29 protein-coding genes are annotated in these 23,752 nt (G+C 46.8%); 18 read left to right on the top strand and 11 right to left on the bottom strand.

The genetic code is table 11. The annotated features are described in order from the left end of the window. Positions 1–231 precede the first annotated feature (231 nt). The 6 genes from QUA47_RS18880 to QUA47_RS18855 all read right to left on the bottom strand — a co-directional run bounded on the left by QUA47_RS18880 (position 232) and on the right by QUA47_RS18855 (position 4,722). Positions 232–1,437: a hypothetical protein gene (locus QUA47_RS18880; protein WP_333431861.1), complete on the bottom strand. Its 1,206-nt coding sequence runs from the start codon at positions 1,435–1,437 to the stop codon at positions 232–234. Positions 1,438–1,686: 249 nt separating this feature from the next. Beyond that, positions 1,687–2,118 carry a hypothetical protein gene (locus QUA47_RS18875; RefSeq protein ID WP_333431860.1) on the bottom strand — a complete coding sequence of 144 codons (432 nt, stop codon included), beginning with the start codon at positions 2,116–2,118 and terminating at the stop codon, positions 1,687–1,689. Between the two features lie 151 nt (positions 2,119–2,269). Next, positions 2,270–2,401 (bottom strand): hypothetical protein, encoded by a 132-nt coding sequence (locus QUA47_RS18870; protein WP_445302525.1) that lies wholly within the window; start codon positions 2,399–2,401, stop codon positions 2,270–2,272. Positions 2,402–2,673: 272 nt separating this feature from the next. Next, positions 2,674–3,159 carry a GIY-YIG nuclease family protein gene (locus tag QUA47_RS18865; RefSeq protein ID WP_333431859.1) on the bottom strand — a complete coding sequence of 162 codons (486 nt, stop codon included), beginning with the start codon at positions 3,157–3,159 and terminating at the stop codon, positions 2,674–2,676. 132 nt (positions 3,160–3,291) lie between these two features. Further along, positions 3,292–4,278, bottom strand: a complete 987-nt coding sequence (locus QUA47_RS18860) for a GntR family transcriptional regulator (protein WP_333431858.1) — start codon at positions 4,276–4,278, stop codon at positions 3,292–3,294. Between the two features lie 93 nt (positions 4,279–4,371). Then, positions 4,372–4,722, bottom strand: coding sequence for a hypothetical protein (locus QUA47_RS18855; protein WP_333431857.1), 351 nt, complete (start codon positions 4,720–4,722; stop codon positions 4,372–4,374). A gap of 205 nt (positions 4,723–4,927) precedes the next feature. On the opposite strand from QUA47_RS18855, the gene QUA47_RS18850 reads away from it, so the two are divergent. Continuing rightward, the gene (locus QUA47_RS18850) at positions 4,928–5,617 is read left to right on the top strand and encodes an iron-containing redox enzyme family protein (RefSeq protein WP_333431856.1); all 690 of its coding nucleotides are present in this window, start codon (positions 4,928–4,930) and stop codon (positions 5,615–5,617) included. A 101-nt stretch (positions 5,618–5,718) separates the two neighbouring features. Here the strand turns inward: QUA47_RS18850 and QUA47_RS18845 are convergent, their stop codons facing one another. Next, positions 5,719–6,111 (bottom strand): hypothetical protein, encoded by a 393-nt coding sequence (locus tag QUA47_RS18845; protein WP_333431855.1) that lies wholly within the window; start codon positions 6,109–6,111, stop codon positions 5,719–5,721. 191 nt (positions 6,112–6,302) lie between these two features. Here QUA47_RS18845 and QUA47_RS18840 point away from each other — a divergent pair, with 191 nt between their 5' ends. From QUA47_RS18840 to QUA47_RS18815, 6 genes are all read left to right on the top strand, one after another. Beyond that, positions 6,303–10,142: a toprim domain-containing protein gene (locus tag QUA47_RS18840; RefSeq protein ID WP_333431854.1), complete on the top strand. Its 3,840-nt coding sequence runs from the start codon at positions 6,303–6,305 to the stop codon at positions 10,140–10,142. A gap of 2 nt (positions 10,143–10,144) precedes the next feature. Beyond that, entirely contained in the window at positions 10,145–10,429 is a 285-nt protein-coding gene (locus tag QUA47_RS18835; RefSeq protein ID WP_333431853.1) for a hypothetical protein, read from the top strand. Positions 10,430–10,523: 94 nt separating this feature from the next. Then, positions 10,524–11,330, top strand: a complete 807-nt coding sequence (locus tag QUA47_RS18830; RefSeq protein ID WP_333431852.1) for a DNA cytosine methyltransferase — start codon at positions 10,524–10,526, stop codon at positions 11,328–11,330. Positions 11,331–11,406: 76 nt separating this feature from the next. Then, complete coding sequence (locus tag QUA47_RS18825; RefSeq protein ID WP_333431851.1) at positions 11,407–12,495, top strand: hypothetical protein; 1,089 nt, start codon at positions 11,407–11,409, stop codon at positions 12,493–12,495. A gap of 711 nt (positions 12,496–13,206) precedes the next feature. Next, positions 13,207–13,365, top strand: a complete 159-nt coding sequence (locus QUA47_RS18820) for a hypothetical protein (RefSeq protein ID WP_333431850.1) — start codon at positions 13,207–13,209, stop codon at positions 13,363–13,365. After that, complete coding sequence (locus QUA47_RS18815; protein ID WP_333431849.1) at positions 13,362–13,505, top strand: hypothetical protein; 144 nt, start codon at positions 13,362–13,364, stop codon at positions 13,503–13,505. The genes QUA47_RS18820 and QUA47_RS18815 overlap by 4 nt, the downstream gene beginning before the upstream one ends. 380 nt (positions 13,506–13,885) lie before the next feature. Here QUA47_RS18815 and QUA47_RS18810 read toward each other — a convergent pair whose 3' ends face one another. Both QUA47_RS18810 and QUA47_RS18805 read right to left on the bottom strand, forming a co-directional pair. Beyond that, complete coding sequence (locus QUA47_RS18810) at positions 13,886–14,155, bottom strand: hypothetical protein (protein ID WP_333431848.1); 270 nt, start codon at positions 14,153–14,155, stop codon at positions 13,886–13,888. A gap of 15 nt (positions 14,156–14,170) precedes the next feature. Continuing rightward, entirely contained in the window at positions 14,171–15,040 is an 870-nt protein-coding gene (locus QUA47_RS18805; RefSeq protein ID WP_333431847.1) for a DNA phosphorothioation-associated putative methyltransferase, read from the bottom strand. An 87-nt stretch (positions 15,041–15,127) separates the two neighbouring features. Here QUA47_RS18805 and QUA47_RS18800 point away from each other — a divergent pair, with 87 nt between their 5' ends. The 5 genes from QUA47_RS18800 to QUA47_RS18780 all read left to right on the top strand — a co-directional run bounded on the left by QUA47_RS18800 (position 15,128) and on the right by QUA47_RS18780 (position 18,042). Further along, entirely contained in the window at positions 15,128–15,463 is a 336-nt protein-coding gene (locus tag QUA47_RS18800) for a DUF3846 domain-containing protein (RefSeq protein ID WP_333431846.1), read from the top strand. A gap of 134 nt (positions 15,464–15,597) precedes the next feature. Then, on the top strand, positions 15,598–16,428 hold the full coding sequence (locus QUA47_RS18795) for a siphovirus Gp157 family protein (RefSeq protein ID WP_333431845.1): 831 nt from the start codon (positions 15,598–15,600) through the stop codon (positions 16,426–16,428). 137 nt (positions 16,429–16,565) lie between these two features. Beyond that, complete coding sequence (locus tag QUA47_RS18790; RefSeq protein WP_333431844.1) at positions 16,566–16,988, top strand: hypothetical protein; 423 nt, start codon at positions 16,566–16,568, stop codon at positions 16,986–16,988. A 10-nt stretch (positions 16,989–16,998) separates the two neighbouring features. Then, positions 16,999–17,631, top strand: coding sequence for a hypothetical protein (locus tag QUA47_RS18785; protein WP_333431843.1), 633 nt, complete (start codon positions 16,999–17,001; stop codon positions 17,629–17,631). An 84-nt stretch (positions 17,632–17,715) separates the two neighbouring features. Beyond that, a complete protein-coding gene (locus QUA47_RS18780; protein WP_333431842.1) occupies positions 17,716–18,042 on the top strand; it encodes a hypothetical protein in 327 nt (108 codons plus the stop codon). A 49-nt stretch (positions 18,043–18,091) separates the two neighbouring features. On the opposite strand, the gene QUA47_RS18775 is transcribed toward QUA47_RS18780, so the two are convergent. Further along, positions 18,092–18,460, bottom strand: coding sequence for a hypothetical protein (locus QUA47_RS18775; RefSeq protein WP_333431841.1), 369 nt, complete (start codon positions 18,458–18,460; stop codon positions 18,092–18,094). Between the two features lie 118 nt (positions 18,461–18,578). Between QUA47_RS18775 and QUA47_RS18770 the strand changes: the two genes are divergently transcribed. The 6 genes from QUA47_RS18770 to QUA47_RS18745 all read left to right on the top strand — a co-directional run bounded on the left by QUA47_RS18770 (position 18,579) and on the right by QUA47_RS18745 (position 22,551). Then, positions 18,579–18,959: a hypothetical protein gene (locus QUA47_RS18770; RefSeq protein ID WP_333431840.1), complete on the top strand. Its 381-nt coding sequence runs from the start codon at positions 18,579–18,581 to the stop codon at positions 18,957–18,959. A 75-nt stretch (positions 18,960–19,034) separates the two neighbouring features. Beyond that, positions 19,035–19,331, top strand: a complete 297-nt coding sequence (locus QUA47_RS18765) for a hypothetical protein (protein ID WP_333431839.1) — start codon at positions 19,035–19,037, stop codon at positions 19,329–19,331. Between the two features lie 82 nt (positions 19,332–19,413). Continuing rightward, entirely contained in the window at positions 19,414–19,935 is a 522-nt protein-coding gene (locus QUA47_RS18760; protein ID WP_333431838.1) for a hypothetical protein, read from the top strand. Positions 19,936–20,062: 127 nt separating this feature from the next. Then, positions 20,063–20,950 carry a DUF5895 domain-containing protein gene (locus tag QUA47_RS18755; protein ID WP_333431837.1) on the top strand — a complete coding sequence of 296 codons (888 nt, stop codon included), beginning with the start codon at positions 20,063–20,065 and terminating at the stop codon, positions 20,948–20,950. Between the two features lie 119 nt (positions 20,951–21,069). Continuing rightward, positions 21,070–21,528: a hypothetical protein gene (locus QUA47_RS18750; protein ID WP_333431836.1), complete on the top strand. Its 459-nt coding sequence runs from the start codon at positions 21,070–21,072 to the stop codon at positions 21,526–21,528. Between the two features lie 90 nt (positions 21,529–21,618). Further along, positions 21,619–22,551 (top strand): DNA phosphorothioation-associated putative methyltransferase, encoded by a 933-nt coding sequence (locus QUA47_RS18745; protein WP_333431835.1) that lies wholly within the window; start codon positions 21,619–21,621, stop codon positions 22,549–22,551. 98 nt (positions 22,552–22,649) lie between these two features. On the opposite strand, the gene QUA47_RS18740 is transcribed toward QUA47_RS18745, so the two are convergent. Continuing rightward, positions 22,650–23,378 carry a DUF4417 domain-containing protein gene (locus QUA47_RS18740; protein ID WP_333431834.1) on the bottom strand — a complete coding sequence of 243 codons (729 nt, stop codon included), beginning with the start codon at positions 23,376–23,378 and terminating at the stop codon, positions 22,650–22,652. Positions 23,379–23,752 lie beyond the last annotated feature (374 nt).

Raw genomic sequence — 23,752 nt, 5'->3', positions numbered from 1 at the left:
GGATTAACTGACTAATTTTTAAAGTGTGACGTGGATTTTAATAAAGGGTAAAGGGGAACGGAGGTATGTTGGCTCTCAAGTATAAACCAACAACCACAACCCATCCCCACAACCAAAACTCCCATTCTTGCAGGAGATTGCAGAAAAGCGTTATCAGTAAAAAATCAAGGGTCTTTTAGGACAGAAAAACTTTTCTATTGGGTCGCTGTCCCATACCTCCCAAATAGACTGCTAAGCGACCACAATTGTTTGACCATTGGTTAAACTGCTGAAGTCATAGGTTGTGCTACCAGCTATGAGTTTTTCAAACTCGGAAGTTTTTATAGTGCCACTACTACTCGTAAAACTCACCGCTGTTCCCAATATTTCAACGGTATAGCGACCTGACGTTAATTCCAGCGCATCTTGGTCGTTCCCTGCATACAAAGTACCATAACCAAAACCCCTGATATAGTCTGTACCTTTTCCTAAAAATATGTTGCCCAAGCTAGACACGCTGCTATCAGTAATGATAGAGTCGGCGCCCTTACCAGTATTAATTGTACCGCTGTTGGCGAGGATCGGGCCAAAGCGATTATCAGTCCTAGTGCCAGTGATTATATCGTTGCCATCCCCGGTGTTGATGGTGCCGGTATTGAAGATGGCGAGACTGTAAGTGCTAGTGCCAGTGATTATATCGTTGCCATCCCCGGTATTGATGGTGGAGGAATTGGCAATGGCGTCGCCCTGAGTTGAAATGCCAGTGATTGTGTCGTTGCCCCCGCCGGTGTTGAGAAAAGAGGAGTAGAGAACCGTGCCAGAATACCCACCAGTGCCAGTGATTGCGTCATCCCCTTCCCCAGTATCAATGATGGAACCATTGATGGAACCAAAACGTAAGCCCATGTATTCGCCAGTACCCGCGATCGTGTCATTACCGTAGCCAGTCTTTATGATGATCGGGCTTTGCAAGTTGGGGTTGTTTGAGTTATGCTCGATTCCTACGCTCAAAAAACCCTGGGCAATGCCCGTGATTGTGTCATCACCACCACCCGTATCAATGGTGCCTCCTTCGTTGAAAATGCCATTACTATCACGATCGCTTGACCTGTATTTTCCTTGTTTGTAACGGAGACCAACTATTAAGTCGTTTTCCTCACCAGTATTGAGCATACCCGTGTTGTGGATACCGCTGACCGTGTAGTCGTAAGTATCAGGAATTGAGTCGCCGTAGTCTGCCGCAGCAACGATTAAGCTGTTACTATCATCGGTAGTAAACGTCCCGCTGTTGTAGAAACCGCTAATCCTTGTGGGAGTGCTGTTGATACTATTACTAAAGGTTAAGTCCTGGCCCGCAAGAGTATTAGTGAAGCCATTATTAAGTATTTCTTCGTCCCCAGACACGCCGACCAAATCAACCTTCTTGGGAAAGGTTATACCTGAAAGTTCAATTTGCATAAGAAGACCTAGGAATTAAAATTAAAACGAAACAATATTATAGCAAACCTAGATAATTCTTAAAAAATTAAGATTTATCATAGTTAGGTCGTCTGTTAATTTTAATGTGGGAAATATAACATGAAATAGAACAATGTGTCTGAGCCAAATCTCAAAGAGTTAAGTGATCTTATTGATAGCAACCCCGCTCCCCGAGAACAGAAGCGGGCCCTAGAGGATGCGGAGATGGTCTAGGAAATCTAAAGGCTGCTATTCCATAACGGTATTTTTGTTACCGAATGCTTCCCAGTAGCGTTGATGTGCATTTTGGAGATTTTCAAGAGTTATGGGATATCCATTATCAAGTGCAAGATTGAAGCTTTGGTAGCGTGTTCGCACCAGTCCTGCAACGCATCCTATTGTAAGGATGTTGTTTTGATTTTGTGTTGCTGACAGGATTTGCGGTTCATAGGTAGCAATCGTCAACAATTCTTGAGTCCATTCCTCATCGGTAAAATTCTGATAATCCTGATACTCGAAAACATCACAACTATCCAGTTGTACAATAATTGCGTTTCCATCTTTGCTAAACATATGACGGAGATACTCAATTTCGATAGTGAGGAGTCGCGTATCGTGTCGAGGTGCTGCAATCTTGGTAATCGTTCCATCATGCAGAAGGTTCCATAAACTGAGGGTCATAGTAGCATTTAAAATATTTCGCATTGCTCAAGAGAGGTTCCGACTCAGACTCAGGAACTATGAACGAGTAATTCTTACAGTCTGTGAGTTAGTCAGGTTTCGGGTCGAGCGTTAAAAACCTGCCTCTAAACAATGGTTAAGTTGCCTCTTGTCATTTTCCTAAACGTCGCAACATCCGGTGAATCATTGCTCCATAAATCATGGCTTGACTCATTTCTGGTAACACCTGATAGTCTTTAATTAAACGCCAATAGTAATTCCACCAAAAAGGTTCGTTCAACAATTAGCAATGGGATAGGGAGCTGCGTAGTTCGAGCCTTATGCGGGTCAATCCCCTCCAAGTGAAAGTGAAGGGGTAAAGACTTAATCTCTCCATGTCATGTCATAAATGACTATACTTTTACTAGCTAGTGAAGTTAGCTATTTTTTTCTCTAGTTCCTCCGCTCCTTATTGCAGCATTGCTAGCTGAAACTCAAATCGAGCCATGTTTGATTCGGAGATGGGTGATTGTTCTTATATGGTTTGTGACTTTAACATACCAACTTCCAGCTATTTCACTTACCAAAAGGCTGTCCCCACCACTGCCAGCATTCTTTGTTGAAAGGTGACTTCCACTTATAAATAAGCTCTGACTCTAGTTGCAGTCGCTGTTTGCGGTTAGCCGGCGCTCCGTACCAAAATGCTATAGCCACACTCACATCTAACGAATAACGCCGATGCAGTTCGATGTAATTTTCAATGTACTTATGACAATCGTGGCTCATCCATCTTTGTTTGGGAGTGCGGTCTGTTTCTCCCACGTAAAGAACCAATGGAAGCTCATTATCTATGACGAAGTAGAGGCAAGTGCGATCGCCCCAATCCGGTTTCTCACAAAATGAGAGATTGTTTAATTCCAGGGCAAAGGGGTCTATATCGTTGGGGTCACAGAGATTTGGCGCTAACTCAAATAGACTTCCCTGTCGCGGTTGTGGCGCACTTTCAGATTGCTGGTGCTCAAAAATGCGCTGTTTCCAAGAATGCAGCGCCTCAGAACTCATCGTTAGTTGAGGCGATTTCAGTGTTCTGGGTTTTGGTTGAAATTCAGGGAAAAGTTCGAGTTGGGACACGGATTCAAAAGATTAATTGGGCGAGCGCTGGTGTGATGAAAATGATAATTTAGGCAACTTCTGCTACATTAACTTTTCTATCTCCACAGCAGCTAAACGAGCTTGGAGTACGAGTAAATTCACCGGATCAATGCCGATGCTAAAGGTCATTAATTTCACATTCTTGGGAATGTATCTACTCAATTGCTTCTCAACGTAGGTCGAACCTACCACTAAATCAAAGTCTTGGAGTCCCGGTACATTGTTGTGAACGCATTCTAGAGTAACTGCTTTTGATTCTATGTGATGCACGTTATAGTCGATAATCTGCTTCATTGCTTCGCTGCTGCTTTGTTCTTGGCACACAAACAACACCTTGGCATTGCGGGGCAAGGACGAGATGTGGCTCAATAACTGCATATCGGGTTGCACTTCAATTCCGATCACTTCCTTATTGGGGTCGGCTATCTGAGCTACATCCCACAGGTTTTTAATGGTTGTTACTATTAAATCTGCAGATAAAAGTTGTGATAAGGCTTGTGGTTCTTTTGTGTGTAAATGCGCCCAAGGAATCGATACCAAAGCTAATCCCGTTGCTGCTTCCAAACAGGCACTAATCTCAATACTATCAGGGTAGAAGTTCACAAATGCTACATTTATTTGATGGCGATCCACCAAAACGGCTTGAGCGTAAGCTGCTGCTGAAAACTCTGATGCGGTTAACCCGTATTGAGATGCTGCCTGAAAAGCTTGACTGAGTAAGTCGTAAAAGCTTTTACGGGCAACCATTTGTCTGATGAAGGGAGAATCGGCAATCACCGTTCTTTTACCCCGGTTGCCTACGAAATATCCCGAACTGATCAGTTCGTTGTACACCTGCGCCACAGTGGTGTGATTCACTCCTAAGTATTTAGCTAACTGGATAATCGGCGGTAAGGGTTGATTCGGTTTGAGATTACCGCGCACGATTAGTAGCTTAATTTGTTCGGTGATTTGAGCGCCAATGGTGATGGGCGAAGCAGTATCCACAACGATGGGGGGTAAAACCGGGTCTGTCATACAAGTTGGCATAATTCTTTCTCATATTATTGATTCATACTTTAGTCATTAAATGCCACTACTAGAAGACAGAGTGGGGCTCATAATTCTCTGCCACTTATTACACTAATTTACCTGAAACATCCACAACCTACCGACATAAACTCCATTAAACCATAAGGGTTGGGAATGGCGCTCGATGATGCGACCATCCCTGAGTTGCACTTTTTCATTAATCTCTAGATGCGTTTGCTCGTAGATTTCCGTCATATCCTTGAGGAACAATTGCGGATTATCAAATTGCTCGGATACAAACTCTAAGGCGAGTTTGTCGGATAACGACCGCACAATAAGTTCGGGTAGTTGCCAAATCCTCAACAAGTTGGGAGTGACTCCTACCATTTGGCGGTGGTGGTTGACGATTAAAATGCCCGCATTCTCTTGTTGATTAGGTAGTCGGTCTGAAATTGACAGCATCAGAAATTCTCAACTAACAAATCTTTACTTTTTCTACCCTCAATCCTAATGCATTCAAGGGTTTGCTTTGAGATTAGCTTAGCGCATTGTATCACACCTTTGATAGGAGTTTACCGCGTAAATACTGATTGACGGGCATTATAATACTGGTGTAGCATAGTACGCAGATCCTTATTGTCATAATTTGTAAAGAGAGGATACCAAAATGAAGTGGTTATTGGATTTGGGAGCCAAGTACCGCCAGGATCTACTTTCTGGGTCTTTTTACAAGCACTTAGCTGCTGCCCAGCATCCCGATGACGTTCGGGGTTGGGTCAGGCAACTCTACTATCAATCGAGTGATTTTACTGCGACGCTCGCAATGCGCTATACAATGTGCCGGGATTTTCGCTATCAGGGATGCTTCGCCCGCCACGCCACCGAAGAGGTAGACCACGCATCGCTTCTTTTGGAGTGGATGCACAAACACGATTTCCTGCAACCGGGAGAAAACCCAACTTCCATAGCTGCCACTTTAGAAACGCAGTTGGTGAGCGCCTATTGTTTCAGGTCGGTCTTGCGCGAATCCTACGAACACCAAGTCATTGCCATGAATCTCATTTCTGAGGGCGTTAGTTTCGATTTCTTTTCAGCAGTCATCCCCGTGTTCGCCCGCCTCGGACTCAAAACCAATCGCTATTGGACGGTACACCGTGAAATCGACCAAGATCATTTAGCAATGGGCATTGACCTCATCCCCCAGTGTGATGAAGATTCGGCACAGGGTAAAGAGTACAGCCGCATCGCTCGTGAAACTAGCGTGCTGTACGGTCGGATGCTGGATTCGTGGTGTACCGCCAATAAGGACATTCAGGAGACACTTTCGCTTGCTCAATTGGTGTCAGCAAGAAGATAGGAACTAGCTGATGAAAATAACCCCTCAATCAGGTGGCAATACTCCTATAACCTCACCATCTTCAGTATCAGAGTGCATCCCTTGAAACTTAGCTTTCCTAACTAAAAATTAATCAAACTGACATTATTCTGCGACTTCCTCAAGCGCCTTGCCATTAACAGCATGGCTTGGTTTTCTTCAGTCTCGTCTTTGAGTTCTTCTAACGCGCGTTCAATTCTCAGGAGCGGGTGCTCTTCTCTCTCCCTTTTCTTCCTCTCCAAGTCATTTTGAGAGGTGACAATGCGAACCACCTGAGCGCACTCGCTGCGCGGGCGCAATCGGGCAATCACTTCCATGCACCGCCACAACAAGCCGCTGCTGAGATCTTGCTTTCCCTGCCGCACTTTGCTCCAAGTCTGCCGCGCAATACCGCTTAGTTCAGCTAATTCTGTGCCGTGAATGTCCGCCTGTTCTTCACAAAGCCACCTCAATAAAGGTGATACGGGTTCAGTCATTGTAAATATTTATTACATAGCTGTCGCCTATGGGTGACAGAGAGGATAAATTGTCAATGATTGGCGAATCGATTGACTCTTAGGACAACTCAAAGTTAACACATCGGTAGAGCATAAAAAAACACTCGCCCAAAAAATAAACCCTCTTTGAAAGGAAGAGGGCTCAAAAAATATTAATAAGGACTTCTATCATGGCAGATATTTCAGAAAACTGCAACGCTCCAGCTACAGATGTCAGCTTGTTGAGGTTTTGGGAACAGGAGGTGTTGCCCCGACTGACGCCTGACTTGGTGTACGACCATCCATCGCATCAATTCCAGCGGAGTGCCCAGAAGTGGCGGGGAGGCAGCCCGTTTCGCAAAAGCAAGTCTGGAACTTCGTTTGCGGTGTGGCCCGACTCTCTCCGCTTCTATGATGCGGGATGCGAATTTGCAGGCGACCCCATCGCTTATATCCACAGCGTTAAGGTAGGTCGCTGGGAGCATCCCAAGGGAATTGATTGGGTAGAAGCTTTGCGGGAAGCAGCTTCAAGGGTAGGAGCAACGCTACCCGAACGCGAACACACTCCTAGGGAAATTGAAGTAGCAGCGAAGTGGGAAGCGCGCCGGGGGATATTGGCTGCGGTGTACGCTCAGTGCCGGGATTGGCTGTGGAGCGAGGCGGGGACGGGTGCTATCAACCACTTGATTGCAGAGAGGGGCATGAGCCGGGAAGCGATCGCTCAATTGGGATTGGGCTACTACCTGAGCAAAGATGAAGTTGCAGCAGCGCTCAAAGCACAAGATTACAACTTAGAGATTGCAGAAGAAGTGGGCGTATTGACCCGCAAGTGGGAAGGATACGTTACTTTTCCGTGGCACACGGCATTGGGTCAACCGCTTACGGTGTACGGTCACTGTCCCACCAAACCTTTGCCTCTCAAAAAGCACCACCGGGGGTGGAAAAGTGAGAGGGATGCGGCTTATCGAGCTTGGGGAAAACTTTCGGAGGCTCAGAAGGTAGAACAACCTTGGACGGAACCAACAATTCCCAAGAAATATGCTTGCTGGAATCCCAAGGATGAAGAGGGGGCATGGCTGACAACTAAGGAATCGCCGCTTTACTTCGATCGAGCTTTGGCGGCGGGTCACAAAGAAGTGGTGGTGGTCGAAGGCGTTACCGATGCAGCGGTGGCTCAAGCATTGGGAGATACCCGAGTTGTGGCTTGTGTAGCCGCTAGCTTGTCGGGAGAACAGGTGCAGTCACTGCGGCGATCGGGAATTGAGAGAGCGGTGATTTGCCTTGACCCCGATAGCGCGGGGGATAAGGGGATTGAAAGCTGCATCAAATCTTTGTTGCTGGCGCGCATCGTTCCTTATGTAGCTCCCAGGCTGCCTGTGGGTGAAGACGGCGACGGCGACCCGGATAAATTCATTACCCGCAACGGCATCGATGCTTGGCGGCAACATACCGACTTGGAAAAAGCTCAGCACGGGTTGAGGTGGAAAGCGCAACAAATAACTCGCTTGTCGGGCAACACCGATGCGGATAAACAAGCAGTGCTCCTAGAAGCAACCAAGTGGGCAACCAATATTAAGGATGCAGCGGCGCTCAACATATTCTATTGGCCCACCATCGGCGAAGCGCTAGGAAGTTTACCGCCACCCTGGTTGTTGGAGTTCAGTAAAGAATTGGGTGCGGGCAATCAAGATAATTCAGAAAGCTCGCAAACCAAGTATCCAGAACGCAAGCGAGATGCGTTTTACCGCAGCCTCTGCGACAAGTTAGGCCTCGACTTCAATTACTACACCAGGGGACGTACTTTCGATGACTTTGCGGTACGCAAGGTATTCGGAGCCGAGTACAAAGCCATCAACAGCGCCATGTATCAATACACCGGGGCTGGATGGTGGCAGCGGCAGGATGATAAGCGCTGCGAACACATGATTGCGGTGTGCAGCGAAAAGGTATTTAAACTACACCAAGTGAGCAAGTGGGAATGGGAGGAAACATTTCCTTTCTCTAGTGAAAGCTGCGCTAACTCTGCACTCAAGTACGCCATGAAGCGCCTGTACTTAGAACCTGCACCCAATCGACACTTTAGAGCATTCAAGAACGGCACCGTGGATATGAGAACGGGAGAACTCTTGCCCCACGACCCCGCTCACTACCTCACTTCGGCCATTCAATCGGATTACGTTCGCGACCGCCCCTGCCCCCAAGTTTTCCTCGACTTCATCATCTCCGCTTTTGGTGAAGACCAACTAGATGCGGTGAGGGCCTACACTTCAATGCTCATCGACCCAACTGCACCCTACGGCAAGTTCGTACACATCATCGGGCCTTCGGGTTCGGGTAAGGGAACATTGCTCAGGCTCTGGGGCGAAATCTTTGGTTTGGAGGATTCACACTCCGGTGACTTTGCTGAATTGAGCAATCCCGAATCGCGGCACCAACACCTCACGGGTAAATCTTTGTACACCATTCCCGACACCGGGGGCTACATCACGGGGGTTCGACCGTTTTACGAATTGGTGGACAACGGCCAACTTTCGGGTCGGAGCCTTTATTCATCCTGCGGCTACCCCAAAGAGTGGAATTGCCGCTTTGTTGTCGCTTCCGTTGACCACCTGCAAATTGAGAATGCGGGTGATGGCTGGGATAGACGGTGTTTGCCTCTTTTATCGAAAGGGCGGGAAGGATTGGAAGACCCCTACCTGCGCCACAAACTCTCTGCCGTCAAAGCGGATATTGTATCTTGGGCGCTGGCAATGCCGAGAAGTGAACGCGATGCCATACTGCTGCAACCTTCCAAGAACAACCGCATCCGCCTCGCCAAACTCGATGCTGCTACCTACGGCGACCCGGTACGCAGCTTCATTGATTTGTGCTTCCGGCCTTCCGACTCTGCTTCGCAAATCCAGAACCACGAACTCCACAGTTGGTTTATCGCTTACTGCAAGGCACACGGCTATTCGGACAACCGGGGGATGAGCAAGTTCATCGCTCACTTAAAAACAGTAATCCCTCAACACCACATACCCCGACAGCGCAAAGATGGCGAGTTACAACCCGCTCATTGGACTCACATGACTCTATTACCCGGTGTCATGGTCGATGTTTCACTCGCTGAGGATGCTTCTAACGGCTATCAAGGTAAACCAAACCAACCACACCCCGAACCCGAGTGGCGATGTGCCAAATTCCGTTGCTCAGAAGGCGGTTTATTAGCTTTTGAAGAATGGAACGAACAACAAAAGATGGGAGGTCTTATCCCTGATTTGAATCAACAAGACGATCAGGGCATGACGGGGGGTGACACCACACAGTCTACCTTGATCAGCAAAAACACCACGCAAAATCAAGGGTTTGGGAGTAGCGACCAAGGTGATCAGGGTACTACTTCCCTAACAAATGAAAGGGTGGGGGATGTTCCCAATCAACAAGACACCCCCCCTCATCAAAGAGGTGAGGAGTTCCCCTCTACCCCAATCTACCCTGATTCTCCCGCTCGTTCGCTCAGGATTGATGAATGGGTATTCATGCTTTCAGAAGTAGCAAACCGAGATGGCACAACCTATGAAGCAGTGAAGGGATTGGGTGTACCGAATCACCAGCGCCCTGAAATCTTTGCTGCATTGACACCGGGAGTGAAAGAGCGACTTAAGGAATTGAGAAAAGAGTTCGAGATGCGGATTCCCCAAGATATCGAGAAGTGGAAAGAGGCGATCGCAACTTGGTCGGTGTTGGATGCAGATGCACTGAACCATCAATGGCAGCAGTTTGATTTATGGAGCCAATGCTTGTTGGGTATCGGTAATTGGGTGGAAAGAATCAATAAAGCTGGATTATTTGACTTGGGAGCATCGGTGTACGCTCAAACGCTTGAATTAGCTACTGAGAAATCTGAAGTTCTTGGGGATTTGGCAGTAACAAATACCGAGCTAGAAATCACAAATTCTGAACCAAAACAACTCACTTTATTACCGGATATTGAGTCACCCTCAGTATCTGAAAACAGATTTGCACCCGAATCGGAGGATTGGTTTTAATCATGAATAAACAATGCCAGAATTGCGCTTCCCCTGACATTTACCGCCACCATCCCCACAGCTTGGAGGTTTGCTGCGACAACTGCAATCACAGATGGCAAGCAAAACAAGTTTTGGCTCCCCTTTTTCGAGATAAGTTCTGGCTCAGCAAACCTTTGAAAGGCTGGCACTATGTCGAAGTGTGGCACTCAATAACTAACTCCCAAAAGTTTGCTTATCGGTTGGCTTACAGTGCTTCGCTATTCGGTGATTTAAAGGGTGAATTCGATACGCCAGGATTGGCTTGAGAAGCAGGAATTATGGATGCTAATGGATTATTAGCCCCCGCTGAGTCACCCATTTGAGAAGCCCAGTTGTGACTCCCCAAAAGGAGAATCGAAGATGATGCGAACGCTTTCACTATTCAGCGGCATCGGTGGTTTTGAATTAGCTGCTGCTGCCCTAAATTGTTTCAGAGTCGAACAGTTGGTAGAAATCGATGAGGATGCTCAATATGTACTCCGACAGCACTATTCCCACATCCCTATTCACAGCGACATCCGAACTTTTAGCGCCACAAGAGGACATTACGACTGCATCTGGGGAGGATTCCCTTGTACCGGTACGAGCAATGCCGGAAAGCGAGGGGGATTGGCTCATCCTGAATCAAGTTTGTGGTGGCAAATGCTCAGAATTATCCTCGAAGCTCGACCCAGCTTTGTTATTGTCGAAAATCCAGAAGGCTTGCTCGTCCGAGGAGGTAGAGAAGTCGTTGCCTCTCTCCGAATGGCAGGATATTGTGTTGAAGATCCGCTCCTCGTATCGGCAAAGGAAATCGGAGCGAGCCATCAGCGAAACCGAGTCTTTATCATTGCTTACCTTCAGGACTTTGCACAGCAGCAACACGAGCACCAATTCCAAACCGGCTGGGCTGACCAAGTGCGAACAATCGCTCAGGAAGCTCGGCATCATTTCCCCATCCCATTATTTATCCGTGATGGGGATGGAGTTGATATTCGGGTTCCCCCTGGGCTGGATGGATTGCCTTTCGAGCACAACATCTCTATCTCCCACTTTGGAGTCAAAAGTAAAACCAAAGGCAGAATCAGAGCCAGATACCTCTTTGCCAAAACAGTCATGCCCGGACAAGCTTACATTGCCCTCAAACGAGTGCAGCACCTTGCCAAAGCTTTCGGAATCATCGATTGAGAACACCGCCGAACTTGCATTATCGGGATTGGGTATTAGCTTTTGGAAAACGTTGCAGTGCCTTACCCATAAAACGGTGACACGCCGTGTTTGGAAAGATAAACACGCTCAGAAATTTATTAACGCTTTCCATCAAAACAAATTAGTCAAAGCCCTCGATAAAGATATCCGTTATGGAGGCAAGCAAATCGGTTGGTGTCGGTTACTTGGCGCTCCCTACAAAGAGAAACTTGCAGCCATGCCCGATGAAGATTTGCAAGCTGAGGGGGAAATGTGTTCCTCAGTCGCAGAGTTCGTCAAACGCTACTTTAAAGGCGACAGCAACCAAGAAGTTTGGGTAATTCGCTTTGAATTTGTGCCATTGGAGCAAGTAGCATCAACCAAGACTCCCGAACCTCTTGGTGTATACTCTGACTCTACAACTGAAGGTAATAGCAATTCTGCCATTACCTTGTCAGACCAGAGTATACACCAAGCTCAAATATCCGGGGTTACTTTATATTCAGACTCTGCCAGCACAACTGACAGCAGCTTTCCCATTATTTCAGGACTGGATAGTATACACAAAGCTTCATTAAGACCTCTTGGTGTATACTCAGCGATTCACAAGAGGACTAACAGCAGCTTTAGCATTACTCTAAAAGGTGAAAGTATACACCAAACTTCACTAGCACCTCATCCAAGCGATATAAATAGCTCTGTTTCTTTCCTAACTCCTATCACAATTGATAGTATAGAAGCAGCTTTCGTCTCTGCCTCGCAGGAACATCGAAGAGTCTCTGGTGTATACCGCAGCGGCAACAACCCAACTAATGCTAACACCGACATCTCTTTGCTAGCCGAGAGTATACACCAAAGCTCAATACCGAGTCTTGGTGTATACCCCAATGATGACAATCAAAATGATAGCAATACGGCCTATGATTCACTAGCTGCGAGTATACAGCAAGCGCCTGTAGTTCAGGGAGGCAGCGGGTTGGTGTATAGTTTTTGGAAGGGTGAAAGCACAGTCAACCACTACCGTTACAAAGTAAAAACCAATGGCAAGTGGCAGGTGAAGAGTGTCTACATTCCGGTTGGAAAGCTCCCTAAAGTAAAAGAAGCTATCGCTAATAAGTTGAGCGTAGCTGCGATAGTGGTTGAGGTATTGGGTAGAAACTTGTGATTGATTATTCCCTCTTTTTCAAACAATGCGGTAGCCCTTTATTTGGACTCTCTTAGTTTTTTGATTTCTCTACAACTCATTCACTATCCATCCGCATCTATCTCTTCGTTGATGTAAAGTCCATCCCTGCGTTCCATCACATTCATATTAATGGGGGGTCTTACCCCTCATTTTTATTGACTAGGCGATCGGGGCATAATGGGGGGTCTTACCCCTTATATTACCCTGATCAGCTAACACATTACGCTAACTCAATACTTTGAGCCATATAAAGGCGATCGAGGCACATTGTAGGGTCTTACCCCTCATTTTGCCCTGATCACTAGAAATACAACGTAATATCAAAGGTTTCAAGGGTGTGATCGGGGCGATCAGGGCGATCGGGGTACTACTCCCTAAAAATAGAGAGGGGGGGGGTATTTCCTTGCAACAACAAAACACCCCTTAATAAAAAAGGTGAGGAGTTGGCGATCGCCCTGATCACCTTGATCGCTTCTACTCATACCCATATACCACAAGGGAATTAGAAGGCGATCGCACCATAATAAGGGGTAAGACCCCCTACTTTGCCTCGATCGCCTGGACGGCTGATGTGGTTTCTGGTCAAACCCATACAGAGCATAGGAATCCAATAGCGATCGGGGTACAATGCGGGGTAAGACCCCTTGTTCTAGCCCGATCGCCTAACCATGAATGTGTGGGTAGTGAAGCTTGGATGAGGTAGAGTTACTAACGATCACCATGATGTGCGGTGGCTTAGCAGGATTCCAAAATGGCTATTTTAAAGGCAAGGGTAATCTCGAAGCGCGGGTGACTCGTCTTGAATGGATGGCAGCAGGAATGCTGGGTTTATGGGGAGCATCTCAATGAAAGCAGCCAAGGCCAAAATTGGAGAGCCAGAAGTCAGGAGTCAGGAGTCAGGAGGAAAGAGGAAGAAGGAAGGAGGAAGAAGGAAGAAGGAAGAAGGAAGAAGGAAGGAGGAAGGAGGAAGAAGGAAGGAGCCAGAGTAAGTGTTTTTACAAATATGAGATGGTCCCAGTGTATGCTACGATGCGACGGATGAAGTGGATAGTCACTCTTTTGCTACTTGGCAAACAAGCAGTATACACCAAACTCTATCAGAAGCCTTGGTGTATACTATGGCGCTCTCATGGAAACTGATAGCAACTTCCTGATTACTTTGTAGAACGCGAGTATACACCAGGCTCTATTATCAAGCTTTGGTGTATACTTTTAGTCGTTAAATAAAACTAACATGAGAAACTTCTAACTCAATGAACGATTCGGTAGTCTTGGCTTTTGCCGTCAATCCTAACCGCGCTGTATCTTTTCTAATCCTTACATCACTATTTGTTTGCACACAATGCGTAAGCTATTTGGTTGATTTTTCTTAGTGTTTTGATTTCTCAACTAATTCAACTAACATTTCAGTGGGAATGCGGTGTAGCCATTTCTCTAAACTAGCTCGGTCTATGGATTCTAACTTGGTTACAGCTTCCCTAACCAACCTGGCTTGATTATCCGAAACACTTTCGATATCCTCCTGTTTTAATTGAGATTGGCGCAATTCTTCTTCAAAGGTAGCTATTTCATCTTCAGTGAGGTAAGAATCTTTCACCCAACCCGGTACCCAATCTTTCATCGAAATAACTTTAGTCACGGCCCCGTCCTCAACTCATTCGCTCATCCCATCAAGTATAGCTTCAATCCGAATCAACCTCCGTTCGCTGATGCGGAGTAAGTCCCTGCGTTGCATCGCTTCCAGGGCATTCTGGTAGCATTCACTTTGAGCAGTTCCCAAGTGCATGGTTAGCTTGCCGTTGGCAAGAGAGCGAGAACGAGACTTCAACCTGAAATAGTAATAGCGCTTGCCCTTCTGGATGGAGAAGTGCTTTTCAATGATGGCATCAGCGGGAGGAATCCAACCATTCTTTAATTCCTGCTGCTGGGAATGAAGTAAAGAGCGGCACTTTTCCAAGTAATGGCGATCGCTGCTGTGGATAATCAGGGGAAGAGCATAAGAGTTGTGAGAAACAATGTAGGTATTGTGAGCCAGATAGCGGGCAGGTACACCTAGGGTATCTTCAATTAGGTGTTTGAGTTCGATGTGCGAGTAACACTTCTCAAACGTACCCCACCGCGTAATTACGCCGTCGTTGTAAACAATACCGCCATGATTCCTCGATCGCCCGGTGATAGCGCTAACCACCAAAGTTTGGCGGGTGAGTCCGTAAGCAGAGACGAGCACTTCACACCGAAGCGCGGGAACTTCAATGGTACTCAAAACGTAAAGCAGCGTAACAACATCAGCCGCTCTTTTAATAGTGCGGGGAAAGTAGTAAGGGTCGTAACCGCGAGAACGAAAACCCATTGCTTGAAGGAAGCGCACATCATCACCGCGACCGCATCCATAATCCAGGTGCGTGTGATGGGATAACAAAATTCCCGCAGCAACGGTAGCAGCTATCGGTAAACTCAATTCACGGCGTTTAAGTGCCGCTTTGTGCCTGGGTATTGTCAGGTTATCAGGGTTTGTTAATGTCATGGCAGCATCCAATTAATATTAATACAAATATACAAATAGTTTAAATGAAATAGCTAGCGCTGGGTTGCAAAAAATAGGGAGTAAGCTATGCTCTACGCTTTGATTAACAACACCGGAACCCATCGATTAGAAGTGGCAGAAAAGTTACAACTCGCCGACCTGCAAAACCGAGTAGGCGTCGAAGGGGAGGATGCGTTAATAGAATACGTGCGCGATCAATTTATTGACCCCAACATCGATTTAATCTGCGACGAAGAGTTTTTATGCAAGGAGTTACCCTTAACCTGCATTACCCGCCGAAGGATTGCTCTCTGCGGTCAAGTAATCGCTGCTGCATCTACGGAGGATGGTGAAACAATTGGGTTGACCGAAGCTCAATTTCAATTAGTAGCGGCTAATCTGACTGTGGTTGTCATGCTTTAATAAATGCTGCCTCAAGTCCGCACTTGGGGCAACTCCCTTATTTTAAATAATAACAAATAAGTAATAACTAAGCAAACTCAAATAAAAAAGCTATCGCAGTGGGTGCAAACAATTAGAATAATAGCAATAGCATTATGCCCAGAAAGAAGACACAATCACCCATCTCCTTGGAACCTCCTACTTCCACTGAATCGCTTGAATCTAGGCCCCAAACACCTTTATTGGATGCCCTTTGCGCTCAATTGCTAGCAGCATCAGAGCAGGGAATAGAAGCGCTGACCAGGCTAAAAGCTCAACTAACAGCACAGCACGACACGTCCGAAACTCCTGAATCCGACTCAATCGTGCAGCAAGCGTGGCAGCACATGAATCCAGAGCAACGCGCTCTCATCACCAGTCGCTGTGAAGTTCACCGAGAAAAAGAACGAGTGCGCGGTAAATCATTGCACCAACTCACTGCTCAATTGGAGGATTTTGATGAACTAATCGACAGCATCGAAGGTGAAGAAATCCCACCTGAATTAGAAGCAGCGGTGCAAGAACTCTTAGAACAACGGGATGGCACCTACGACCAATGGCTCATCAAAATAGACAATTACTGCGCTGCCATCACCAACCGCCACGCCATCAGCAAACAGCGCAAAGCAGAAGCAGAACGCTTGAGTAAACTAGCAGCTACCGATAGCGCACGGGTTGATTGGATGAAGCAACAACTCAAGAAGTGTCTTGAAGCTCACGGTGTTAAGAAACTAAGCCTGGATCGCTTCAATTTAACTATCAGCAACAATGGTGGAGTCTTGCCTCTCAAACTCTCTTGTGAAGTAGCAGAACTTCCTCCCCAGTTTCAACGCATTGAAGTATCAGCCGATAATGGCGCTATCCGCCAAGCTTTGGAATCAGGAGATATCGAAGCTCAGAAAGTCGCTTATTTTGCCGAGCGAGAAACTCATTTGAGAGTGCGATAGTCCCCCGGAAAGCATGAAGATATTGGTGAATTTCAAACCGATATCTTCATGCTTGTATGTTAATATGAAAAACATAATCAATTTCAAAAAAAAGGCTATCGCTAGGGTGAAAACAACAGCAAGTTAGAGGTGATAGTATGCACTGCAATTTAGGGTTAGATTGCGCGCAAATGGGCTTGGATGAATGCGGTGAGTGCATCAACGAAGAACTTTGCCACGAATACACAAAAGCCTGGAATCTTTACGAAATAGTGCTGATCAAAGGATTACCCGGAGCGGTGTATCTGTGTTGGCACAGCAGAGATGCCAATACCGAATGGACGAACGAACAATGGGGATTTAAGCACCTGAACAACTGCGATTGGTTGCTGCACTACACCGCATCATTAAACTCTTTTGACCAGTGGCAGCGCGCCTATTATAAACTATCTAGTTTCAAAAATACCAAGTATGTCCGCACTGAGTTATTTGATGAGTTTGACCTACTGAGAAAGCAGGTAGATATCGAATATGCCAAGAATCATGAAGAGGAGGAAAAAGCGCTGTTTTTATTTGAATAGGAGAAGAATCATGGTAGGAACACAATTCAGAGAATTACCCGTAGGCCTGCCACCTATGCTGCCTGAAATGCTGGGAGCCAGCAACACTCAATACTTTGCTCTTTACTACCAAGGAAGCAAAGCCACATGGAGCAACGGCAGAGCAATGGCTACATTCAGTTACTACGCCGTGTACGCGCCTCTAATCGAACACATAGCTCTAGCAATTTACTTAAAACCCTACAACTTAGGTTCCGATGATGAAGCACCAGAACACGCTATTTTATGCGACACTGTTCACCATAAAATGTATGTCGGCGCGTACAAAGAAATCGATTACTTTCTGTTACAGCAGCATCCGAAAGAGTTGCCCGCCTTGTCACAGCAAGAGTTTGAAGCAGCCGTAAAAGCGTTGGAGAATATGACCCTAGAACAAATGCAGAAGTTGGGAATGTTCGAGATGTTCGGTCACACCAATCCCCAAGCACGTCAACAAACCGTAGAGTTAGTGCAGTGGCTAGACCAACAAATCACCGAAGAATTGATACAGCAGTGCATCCAACTAGCGAGTCGGGGTAATTGGACAGCAATGATGGCATTAGAAACTCTCCAGCGTAGAATCTCAGAGTCTAAGAAACACCAACAGCAATTAGAGAAAAATTAAATTATTGATGCCGGGGAAGTATCAATATTAAAGCCTCGGCACGGGTACAAAACATCCATAGTGCAGTCAAAGGGGAGTTAGGCAATGAAGCGATTGACTTGGAGAGATAAAGCAATTGATAGGATTGCCAGCGCTCTTCTAGAGTACGAAGCTCAATGCTTGTTAATGGAAAAAGAAATAGATGGCAAAGCAGCCAAGAAATGGGTATCTAGGGAGCGCTTTCCCTTTGGATTCAGGAAGTACACTCCCTACAAAACATGGCTTCAAGAAGTGGCCAAGATTCCCCATTTTATCAGCACGGGATGGCCCGCAGAAACTTATCCGGGATGGCGTAGCGGACTTCCAAAGCGCCCTCGCAAATGCCCTGTAAGCCAGGGTCAACTCAGTTTATTCTCAAGTAAGGAGTATTAGATTTAGAAACGCAGCGTAGTTGCTTCATCTAATACACGCCAAACGATCGCTAATCCTGTCCTACCGCTGCATCGCAATCTTTTCGCTTACGGCGTTTGCAACCGAGGCGGGGATTGCAGATAGGGCAGAGCAAGGGATTGTTGTGTAGCTTCTTGAGTTCCCGTTCCCGATGCCCTCCCCCGCGCCAAGTCCTTACCAGCACCAACTCCCGCCCTTGTTCCACCGCAGCTTTGGTGATTCGCGCTCCCACTTTAGACTTGTGTTCTCTCAAACGATCGCTCACGGGTTTCTTAGTGCTGCCCAAGTAGTGGGATGCCGTACCTCTGGGGTTGCTTAAATTACCGATAGCGGGTTGCCAATGGATTAAATAACAACCGGGTTGATTGGGGTTCATCGCTTTGATTAATGTTGTTTGCAACCAAAGCGTTAGCTCTTTTATTTAAGTAAGTTAAGTTATTGATTAATTAAACTTTTAATCAATTATAAAATATTAAAATAGTGGCTATCGCTTGGGGTGAAAATAGCCAACATTTGCCATGCTAATTCAACCCAACAAACCGATTCAGCTACCTAAGCCTTACCGCATTCCCTTAACTACCCAAACCATCGAGCTGCAATGTTGCCTCGAAGTTGCAGCAGACTCGGATGACGAGTGGATTATTCCAACACCGATTTATTCCATCGGTCAAAAAGTATGGCTGATTGCCCCAGATTTACCCATTGATGATTGGGAAGAAAAGCGCATCTTTGGTATCGAACTCTACGCCCCCCGGTGGCAACATGGCTCTTTGATGGCTGAACCAGTTTGGTACTACGGAGTCAAAGCACTCACCGGACACGGAGAAACCAAATGGCTAACCGAGGACAAGATTACCCAAACTCCCCAAGCCTGCGATTTTGAATCCGATTATTTCTAACAGCATCAATAATCAACAAAACTCCCAAGTAATTGCTAACGCTTGGGGGGCACCATTACCAAATAGAGTAAACCCATGCACATCACAACCATTGCCGTAAGTTACAGCCGTAAATTTAACTTGGATGGCTTCAACTCAGTGGACTTATCTTGCTCCTTGTGGGCGCAAATAGATGCCGAAGAAGATGAAGATTGCTGCATCGCCATATTGCAGGACAAAGTGAGGGAAGCTGTCCGCTCCGAATACCGCAAAGTGAAAAGCAACCAAGGGCCCGTACCGACAATCAAAATCAACGGTGTTCTTGTTGAGGATTCTATTCCAGAAAGCGAACAATTTGAAGCGCTTTCGGTGCATCCAGCACACCTGCAATAGCGCAGGAATAGATGGAGAAAGAAAAGCCCCAGGTAAGTGCTATCGCCTGGGGTACAACATTCATTGAGTTGAAGTAAAAGTTATGAACGATCGAGTATTTGTGGGTGAGTACCGCGTTGAGGATGGTAAGCGCATATTGCAGTGCCATTCCCGTGGAGATAAGCGCTACAGCCCATTTTTCTGCTTTGTAAAAGCCTTTGGTATTCCTGATTCAATCGAGAACCACTATCAATGTGCCAAGCGTTTTGAAAACTGCCCAGAACCCGGTAATTGGACGGCTGCCCGGTATTGGAAGCGCCAAGGATGCACGCAAATAGCGTGGCAAATAGGCACTCGCCGATTACCCGTAAAGTCGAACGAACAAGGCACCAGCTTTGCGGTCGATGATTGGGGAATTCAATACTACATCGCTTTGTGGCACCGACATTTATCCCAAAATCCTGAGAAAGTAGAATTTGCTCGACAGTTTGATGAATTTGAAGACCCGTTTAAACGAGATTTTCCCTTCAGCCAAGCTGATGTTATCCGAGTTGCTACCCGTGAAGGAGTAGAAGCGCTGCTGCCTTATTTCGCTCCTCTGAAACAACTCTGGGATACCAAATAATCTTAGCTCGACTGCAAGTCTGTGAACTATAAACTTGCAGCCATTCAAAGCTAAAAATCAATAATTAATGATTGATGAAAGTGAAAGTAAAGAGCTTTCGCTGGGGTGAAAAATAGGAGGCTGTATCATGGCTAAGAAATCCGAGTCTAATGTCCAATCTGAATCTACTATCCAATCCGATGCTGATATTAAACCTGAAACTATGCTCCTTCCCGAAATGGTAGAACCTACCATAGAGCGCGATGAGTTTGCCAGCCCTGACTTCGTTGACCCCGAAGCTCGTTTACCGCGCATTCAAGCGGTGCGGGGGGAATCGAATTTAGAACACTGTGGCTACTTCATAACCGTGGATCAGATGGCACAAGCTGGGTGGCAGGATTTCGACGAATCCCAGCTCATCGAGTACGCCTTTAATTCAGGCCAAACCGAGCAAGGAATCCTGATACGGAAACCCCGGATGATTGTCTGCCCCAAGACACCCGTACTCGCCTTTGACCGAGATGAAAGTGAAAAACTGCAGCAGACGGTAATCCTGGGTGTGTACGACCGCGCTTGCAAGGAAAACGAGCGCATTAGCAACATCCAATTGTTCCAAGTCTTCTTGGTCAACTCGAACAACCAACCCCTGCATTCAATTCCTTTAAGCTACAAAGCCAAGGGTGCGAATCAAGCCAGTTTTAGCAAACACTGGCAACAATTCTGCACCGAGATTACAGCCTGCCACGCCCTCGAAAACGGTATTGCGGCCAAACCCAAGAATGCAGCTTTTAAGAGCCTGTGCGTGTTCGAGTTTGAAGTAGATCGCCAAACAGTCGGAGAGAAGAAGAAATCACCATGCTGTTACGTTACTTCGCACACAAAACCCACCCTAGAAACTTGGAAACAGCATTTCCTAGGTTACGACCAAGCCACCAAAAAATGGACTTGGGAAGCCCTAGAACCGGATCGCCCTTTGACCATTCCCGCACTCCCCGAGTTTTCATCATCTCCGCCCTTAGCTTTATCTGAGAGCTAATCCTTACTTTTGGGGAATTGAGTAACTTCGATTCCCCAAAACTCAAACAGTAAAAAAGTACAGGAAACAGCAACAAAACGGCTATCGCAATGGTGAAAACAACGAATCAGAAATACAATATGGCTCGCCCAACTGTGAAACAACCCCAATCTCCCAACTTTGATGCTGCTTTTGGTGATGGCTTTACCGTCAAAGATTACTGTGAGAAAGAGTGGGAAAGCGTGTACTATGCCATCCGAGAATTGCAAGGGCGAGCGCTCAGGAAATCTAAATTAGCTCAGGGTGATACCTTCTCCTGGGATGCCTACAAAGCTAAGTTTGCAGAAGTATTCGGGACTCCCGACAATAAGCGCTTTACTCTAGAACAAATGGTGAGTTACGCTACCCAAAAGTGGGGAATGAACTTGGAAGAACTCAAAGCTTACAACCGCCGTTCTTGGGAAAGGCGCAACGTGGAAGTCAAGGTATCGGTAATTCCCAACTCTGTAAAAACTCCCCAAACGCTCAAAGATGTTAGTTCTTGGGAAGTGAGCAATCGGGTAACAGATACTTGGGCAACCGATGATATTCCCTACTAATTGAATCGCAACTGATTCACTGGCACTCCCAGGTTCATCCTGGGAGATACAATTGTATGAATCGAATCTATTAACCCGCAATGCAACCCAATGCTACACCGCCACAAAGCAGCAATCAACCGCCATAAGTTATCGCGACCTTGCCAAAGAGCCATTGACTTTGGATTCATCACCCCAGAAACTACCATCACCGATTACGGCTGCGGTTACGGGCAAGATGCAGAACGCTTGAGTGCAATGGGATATCCCGTAGTCAGCCGTTACGACCCGTATTACTTCCCCGATTCGACTCCGTTGCCCGCTGATGGGGTAATGCTCAATTTCGTACTGTCGGTAATCGAAGATCTAGCAGAACGCGAACAAGTGTTGGTTAGAGCGTGGAATTTAGCTCAAAAGTACCTAATAGTTGGATTGCTGTCGGGTAGGGCAAAAGATGCGGCACCCCGCTTCAACGATGGCATCATCACCAAGTGGAACACCTTTGAAAAGCACTACTCCGCCACCTCGGGAAAAGCTTACCTGCAAGCAATATTGGGATGCGATTTAGTGCGTCTAGAAAACTGCATTTGGGGTATCCCCAAGGTTCCCTCGAAAGTCTTGACCGCTTACAATACTCCACCTTCGGAACTTCAACGCTTGCTTGCCAATTATAAGAAACAACGTTATCGGTTGAATTCTCAAACTTTACTGCCCCCAGGTGCTTACATTGAGGATTATTCACCCAGCAACAGCCATCGAATGTACTACCGATTGCGTTCTCCCAATCGAGATTTAGCGGGTAAAAAGGGCAACAGCTTTGTAGTTCATTTGGGAACGGGGGAGTCTCCCGAATTCAAGGAAGCGGCTAAAGCGTTGCAGCGCCGAGAACAGTTGGATTTGCTCAACTCCAGAATTGATTACATCCAGCAAGTTCTCAAAGAACCCGCACCCACCGAGACTAAAGTGACAGTAGCTCCCCAACCCGGTTTCACGGCTCACTTTTCTATGGCCCGAATGGATTTGTCACCCCCTTCCACGTTTTAGGAAGTACAGACCAACGCCCCGGTCTAACTTGCTTGATGCCGTACTTTCCCTTCGTATTCGGGTTGTCTTCCAGCATCGCTAACCTCTGAAGCGCTTCCTCAAACTTGTTGCCCCATCCCCCGCTGCTCCTGCCGCCCATCTTTACCGGCTCCTTCTCCCTCAAATTTACCCGTCGCCCTTTCCCAAAAGCTGGGAGCCCATATCCAATGGCGCTTGGTACACTGTTCCTTGATTTTTTTGCCGCCTCCCACTACCAAAAACACGATTTCCTTCGTCTCGGCCCGCTCGCACGCCATCTCCCACTGGTCTAGGTTGTACTGGAAGTTATCGCCGCAGCCCCGAGTCGAGTATGCCCGCCATCCTTTGGGTACTCCCAGTAGCTGCCACTCGGCTTGTTCTGCTGCAAAGTTGACATCCACCCAAATCCGAATCGCTGCTTCCGATTGCCAAACCCGACTCGTCCACCGCTTGGCATAAATCAATCCCATCAGGTAAGCCAGGGGCGTATTCAGGTCGGTGCTGAAATTCAATTCGCAGGCTGCCTTGGGATAAAGGGCGGGTAATGCCATCGGATTCGACAGCAGTTGCGTAAATTTGTAATCGTCCTGGTAAAAATGGAACGTTCCCGTAGTTCCCCGCTTCTTGGCTTTGCTGCCCCATGCGTCCAGGGGAAGTTCCAAACCCGTTGCCTGCCATTCGGGCATCAGCATCGGTACATCCCAATTATCTGCTGGGAATACCAAACCCCCCGCCCGCAGCAGCTTTCTCTGCAACTTTCCCGCTTCAGTACGATCGCTCGCAATTGTTTCTGGCTTTGGATGTAACATTTCTCGTTCGCCCTCTTGTTAAGCTGCTCTACCATTTGCTGCAAACGCTCCAAACCAACTCCATTGATGCTCCCCTGCTCTGCCCCAATTTGCTGCAAACACTTCAAACCAGCTTCCTTGATGTTCCCCTGCTCTCCCTCAGGTTGCTGCAAATACCCAAAACTAAACTTCACCGATGTTATTTTGTATGTGGTAGTAATCGAAAGTTTTGGACACAGAAGAAAAAAGCTCGTTTTCAGTCACAATAAGCGTTTGAGAAAGCGTAACTTGTCCTTTTTTTATCTCCCAAATGTGGGCTATTTGCAGAACAATCATCGATATTTTAGGACAATTATAGCCAAAGCAGCGGTGGATATGGTAGTACATCCATGCAC

This window comes from Microcoleus sp. MON2_D5, assembly GCF_036701905.1.
Lineage (GTDB): Bacteria > Cyanobacteriota > Cyanobacteriia > Cyanobacteriales > Microcoleaceae > Microcoleus.
Note: the sequence above shows the minus strand (reverse complement) of the source record. Positions and strands in the feature narration are given on the sequence as shown.

Coding starts and splice junctions, on each gene's coding strand:
- QUA47_RS18830 (WP_333431852.1), top strand. CDS start 10,524: ATGATGCGAACGCTTTCACTATTCAGCGGCATCGGTGGTTTTGAATTA.
- QUA47_RS18880 (WP_333431861.1), bottom strand. CDS start 1,437: ATGCAAATTGAACTTTCAGGTATAACCTTTCCCAAGAAGGTTGATTTG.
- QUA47_RS18745 (WP_333431835.1), top strand. CDS start 21,619: ATGCTACACCGCCACAAAGCAGCAATCAACCGCCATAAGTTATCGCGA.
- QUA47_RS18760 (WP_333431838.1), top strand. CDS start 19,414: ATGAACGATCGAGTATTTGTGGGTGAGTACCGCGTTGAGGATGGTAAG.
- QUA47_RS18765 (WP_333431839.1), top strand. CDS start 19,035: ATGCACATCACAACCATTGCCGTAAGTTACAGCCGTAAATTTAACTTG.
- QUA47_RS18795 (WP_333431845.1), top strand. CDS start 15,598: ATGCCCAGAAAGAAGACACAATCACCCATCTCCTTGGAACCTCCTACT.
- QUA47_RS18835 (WP_333431853.1), top strand. CDS start 10,145: ATGAATAAACAATGCCAGAATTGCGCTTCCCCTGACATTTACCGCCAC.
- QUA47_RS18770 (WP_333431840.1), top strand. CDS start 18,579: ATGCTAATTCAACCCAACAAACCGATTCAGCTACCTAAGCCTTACCGC.
- QUA47_RS18740 (WP_333431834.1), bottom strand. CDS start 23,378: ATGTTACATCCAAAGCCAGAAACAATTGCGAGCGATCGTACTGAAGCG.
- QUA47_RS18865 (WP_333431859.1), bottom strand. CDS start 3,159: ATGAGTTCTGAGGCGCTGCATTCTTGGAAACAGCGCATTTTTGAGCAC.
- QUA47_RS18875 (WP_333431860.1), bottom strand. CDS start 2,118: ATGACCCTCAGTTTATGGAACCTTCTGCATGATGGAACGATTACCAAG.
- QUA47_RS18860 (WP_333431858.1), bottom strand. CDS start 4,278: ATGCCAACTTGTATGACAGACCCGGTTTTACCCCCCATCGTTGTGGAT.
- QUA47_RS18755 (WP_333431837.1), top strand. CDS start 20,063: ATGGCTAAGAAATCCGAGTCTAATGTCCAATCTGAATCTACTATCCAA.
- QUA47_RS18800 (WP_333431846.1), top strand. CDS start 15,128: ATGCTCTACGCTTTGATTAACAACACCGGAACCCATCGATTAGAAGTG.
- QUA47_RS18785 (WP_333431843.1), top strand. CDS start 16,999: ATGGTAGGAACACAATTCAGAGAATTACCCGTAGGCCTGCCACCTATG.
- QUA47_RS18815 (WP_333431849.1), top strand. CDS start 13,362: ATGAAAGCAGCCAAGGCCAAAATTGGAGAGCCAGAAGTCAGGAGTCAG.
- QUA47_RS18750 (WP_333431836.1), top strand. CDS start 21,070: ATGGCTCGCCCAACTGTGAAACAACCCCAATCTCCCAACTTTGATGCT.
- QUA47_RS18840 (WP_333431854.1), top strand. CDS start 6,303: ATGGCAGATATTTCAGAAAACTGCAACGCTCCAGCTACAGATGTCAGC.
- QUA47_RS18845 (WP_333431855.1), bottom strand. CDS start 6,111: ATGACTGAACCCGTATCACCTTTATTGAGGTGGCTTTGTGAAGAACAG.
- QUA47_RS18780 (WP_333431842.1), top strand. CDS start 17,716: ATGAAGCGATTGACTTGGAGAGATAAAGCAATTGATAGGATTGCCAGC.
- QUA47_RS18850 (WP_333431856.1), top strand. CDS start 4,928: ATGAAGTGGTTATTGGATTTGGGAGCCAAGTACCGCCAGGATCTACTT.
- QUA47_RS18790 (WP_333431844.1), top strand. CDS start 16,566: ATGCACTGCAATTTAGGGTTAGATTGCGCGCAAATGGGCTTGGATGAA.
- QUA47_RS18855 (WP_333431857.1), bottom strand. CDS start 4,722: ATGCTGTCAATTTCAGACCGACTACCTAATCAACAAGAGAATGCGGGC.
- QUA47_RS18805 (WP_333431847.1), bottom strand. CDS start 15,040: ATGACATTAACAAACCCTGATAACCTGACAATACCCAGGCACAAAGCG.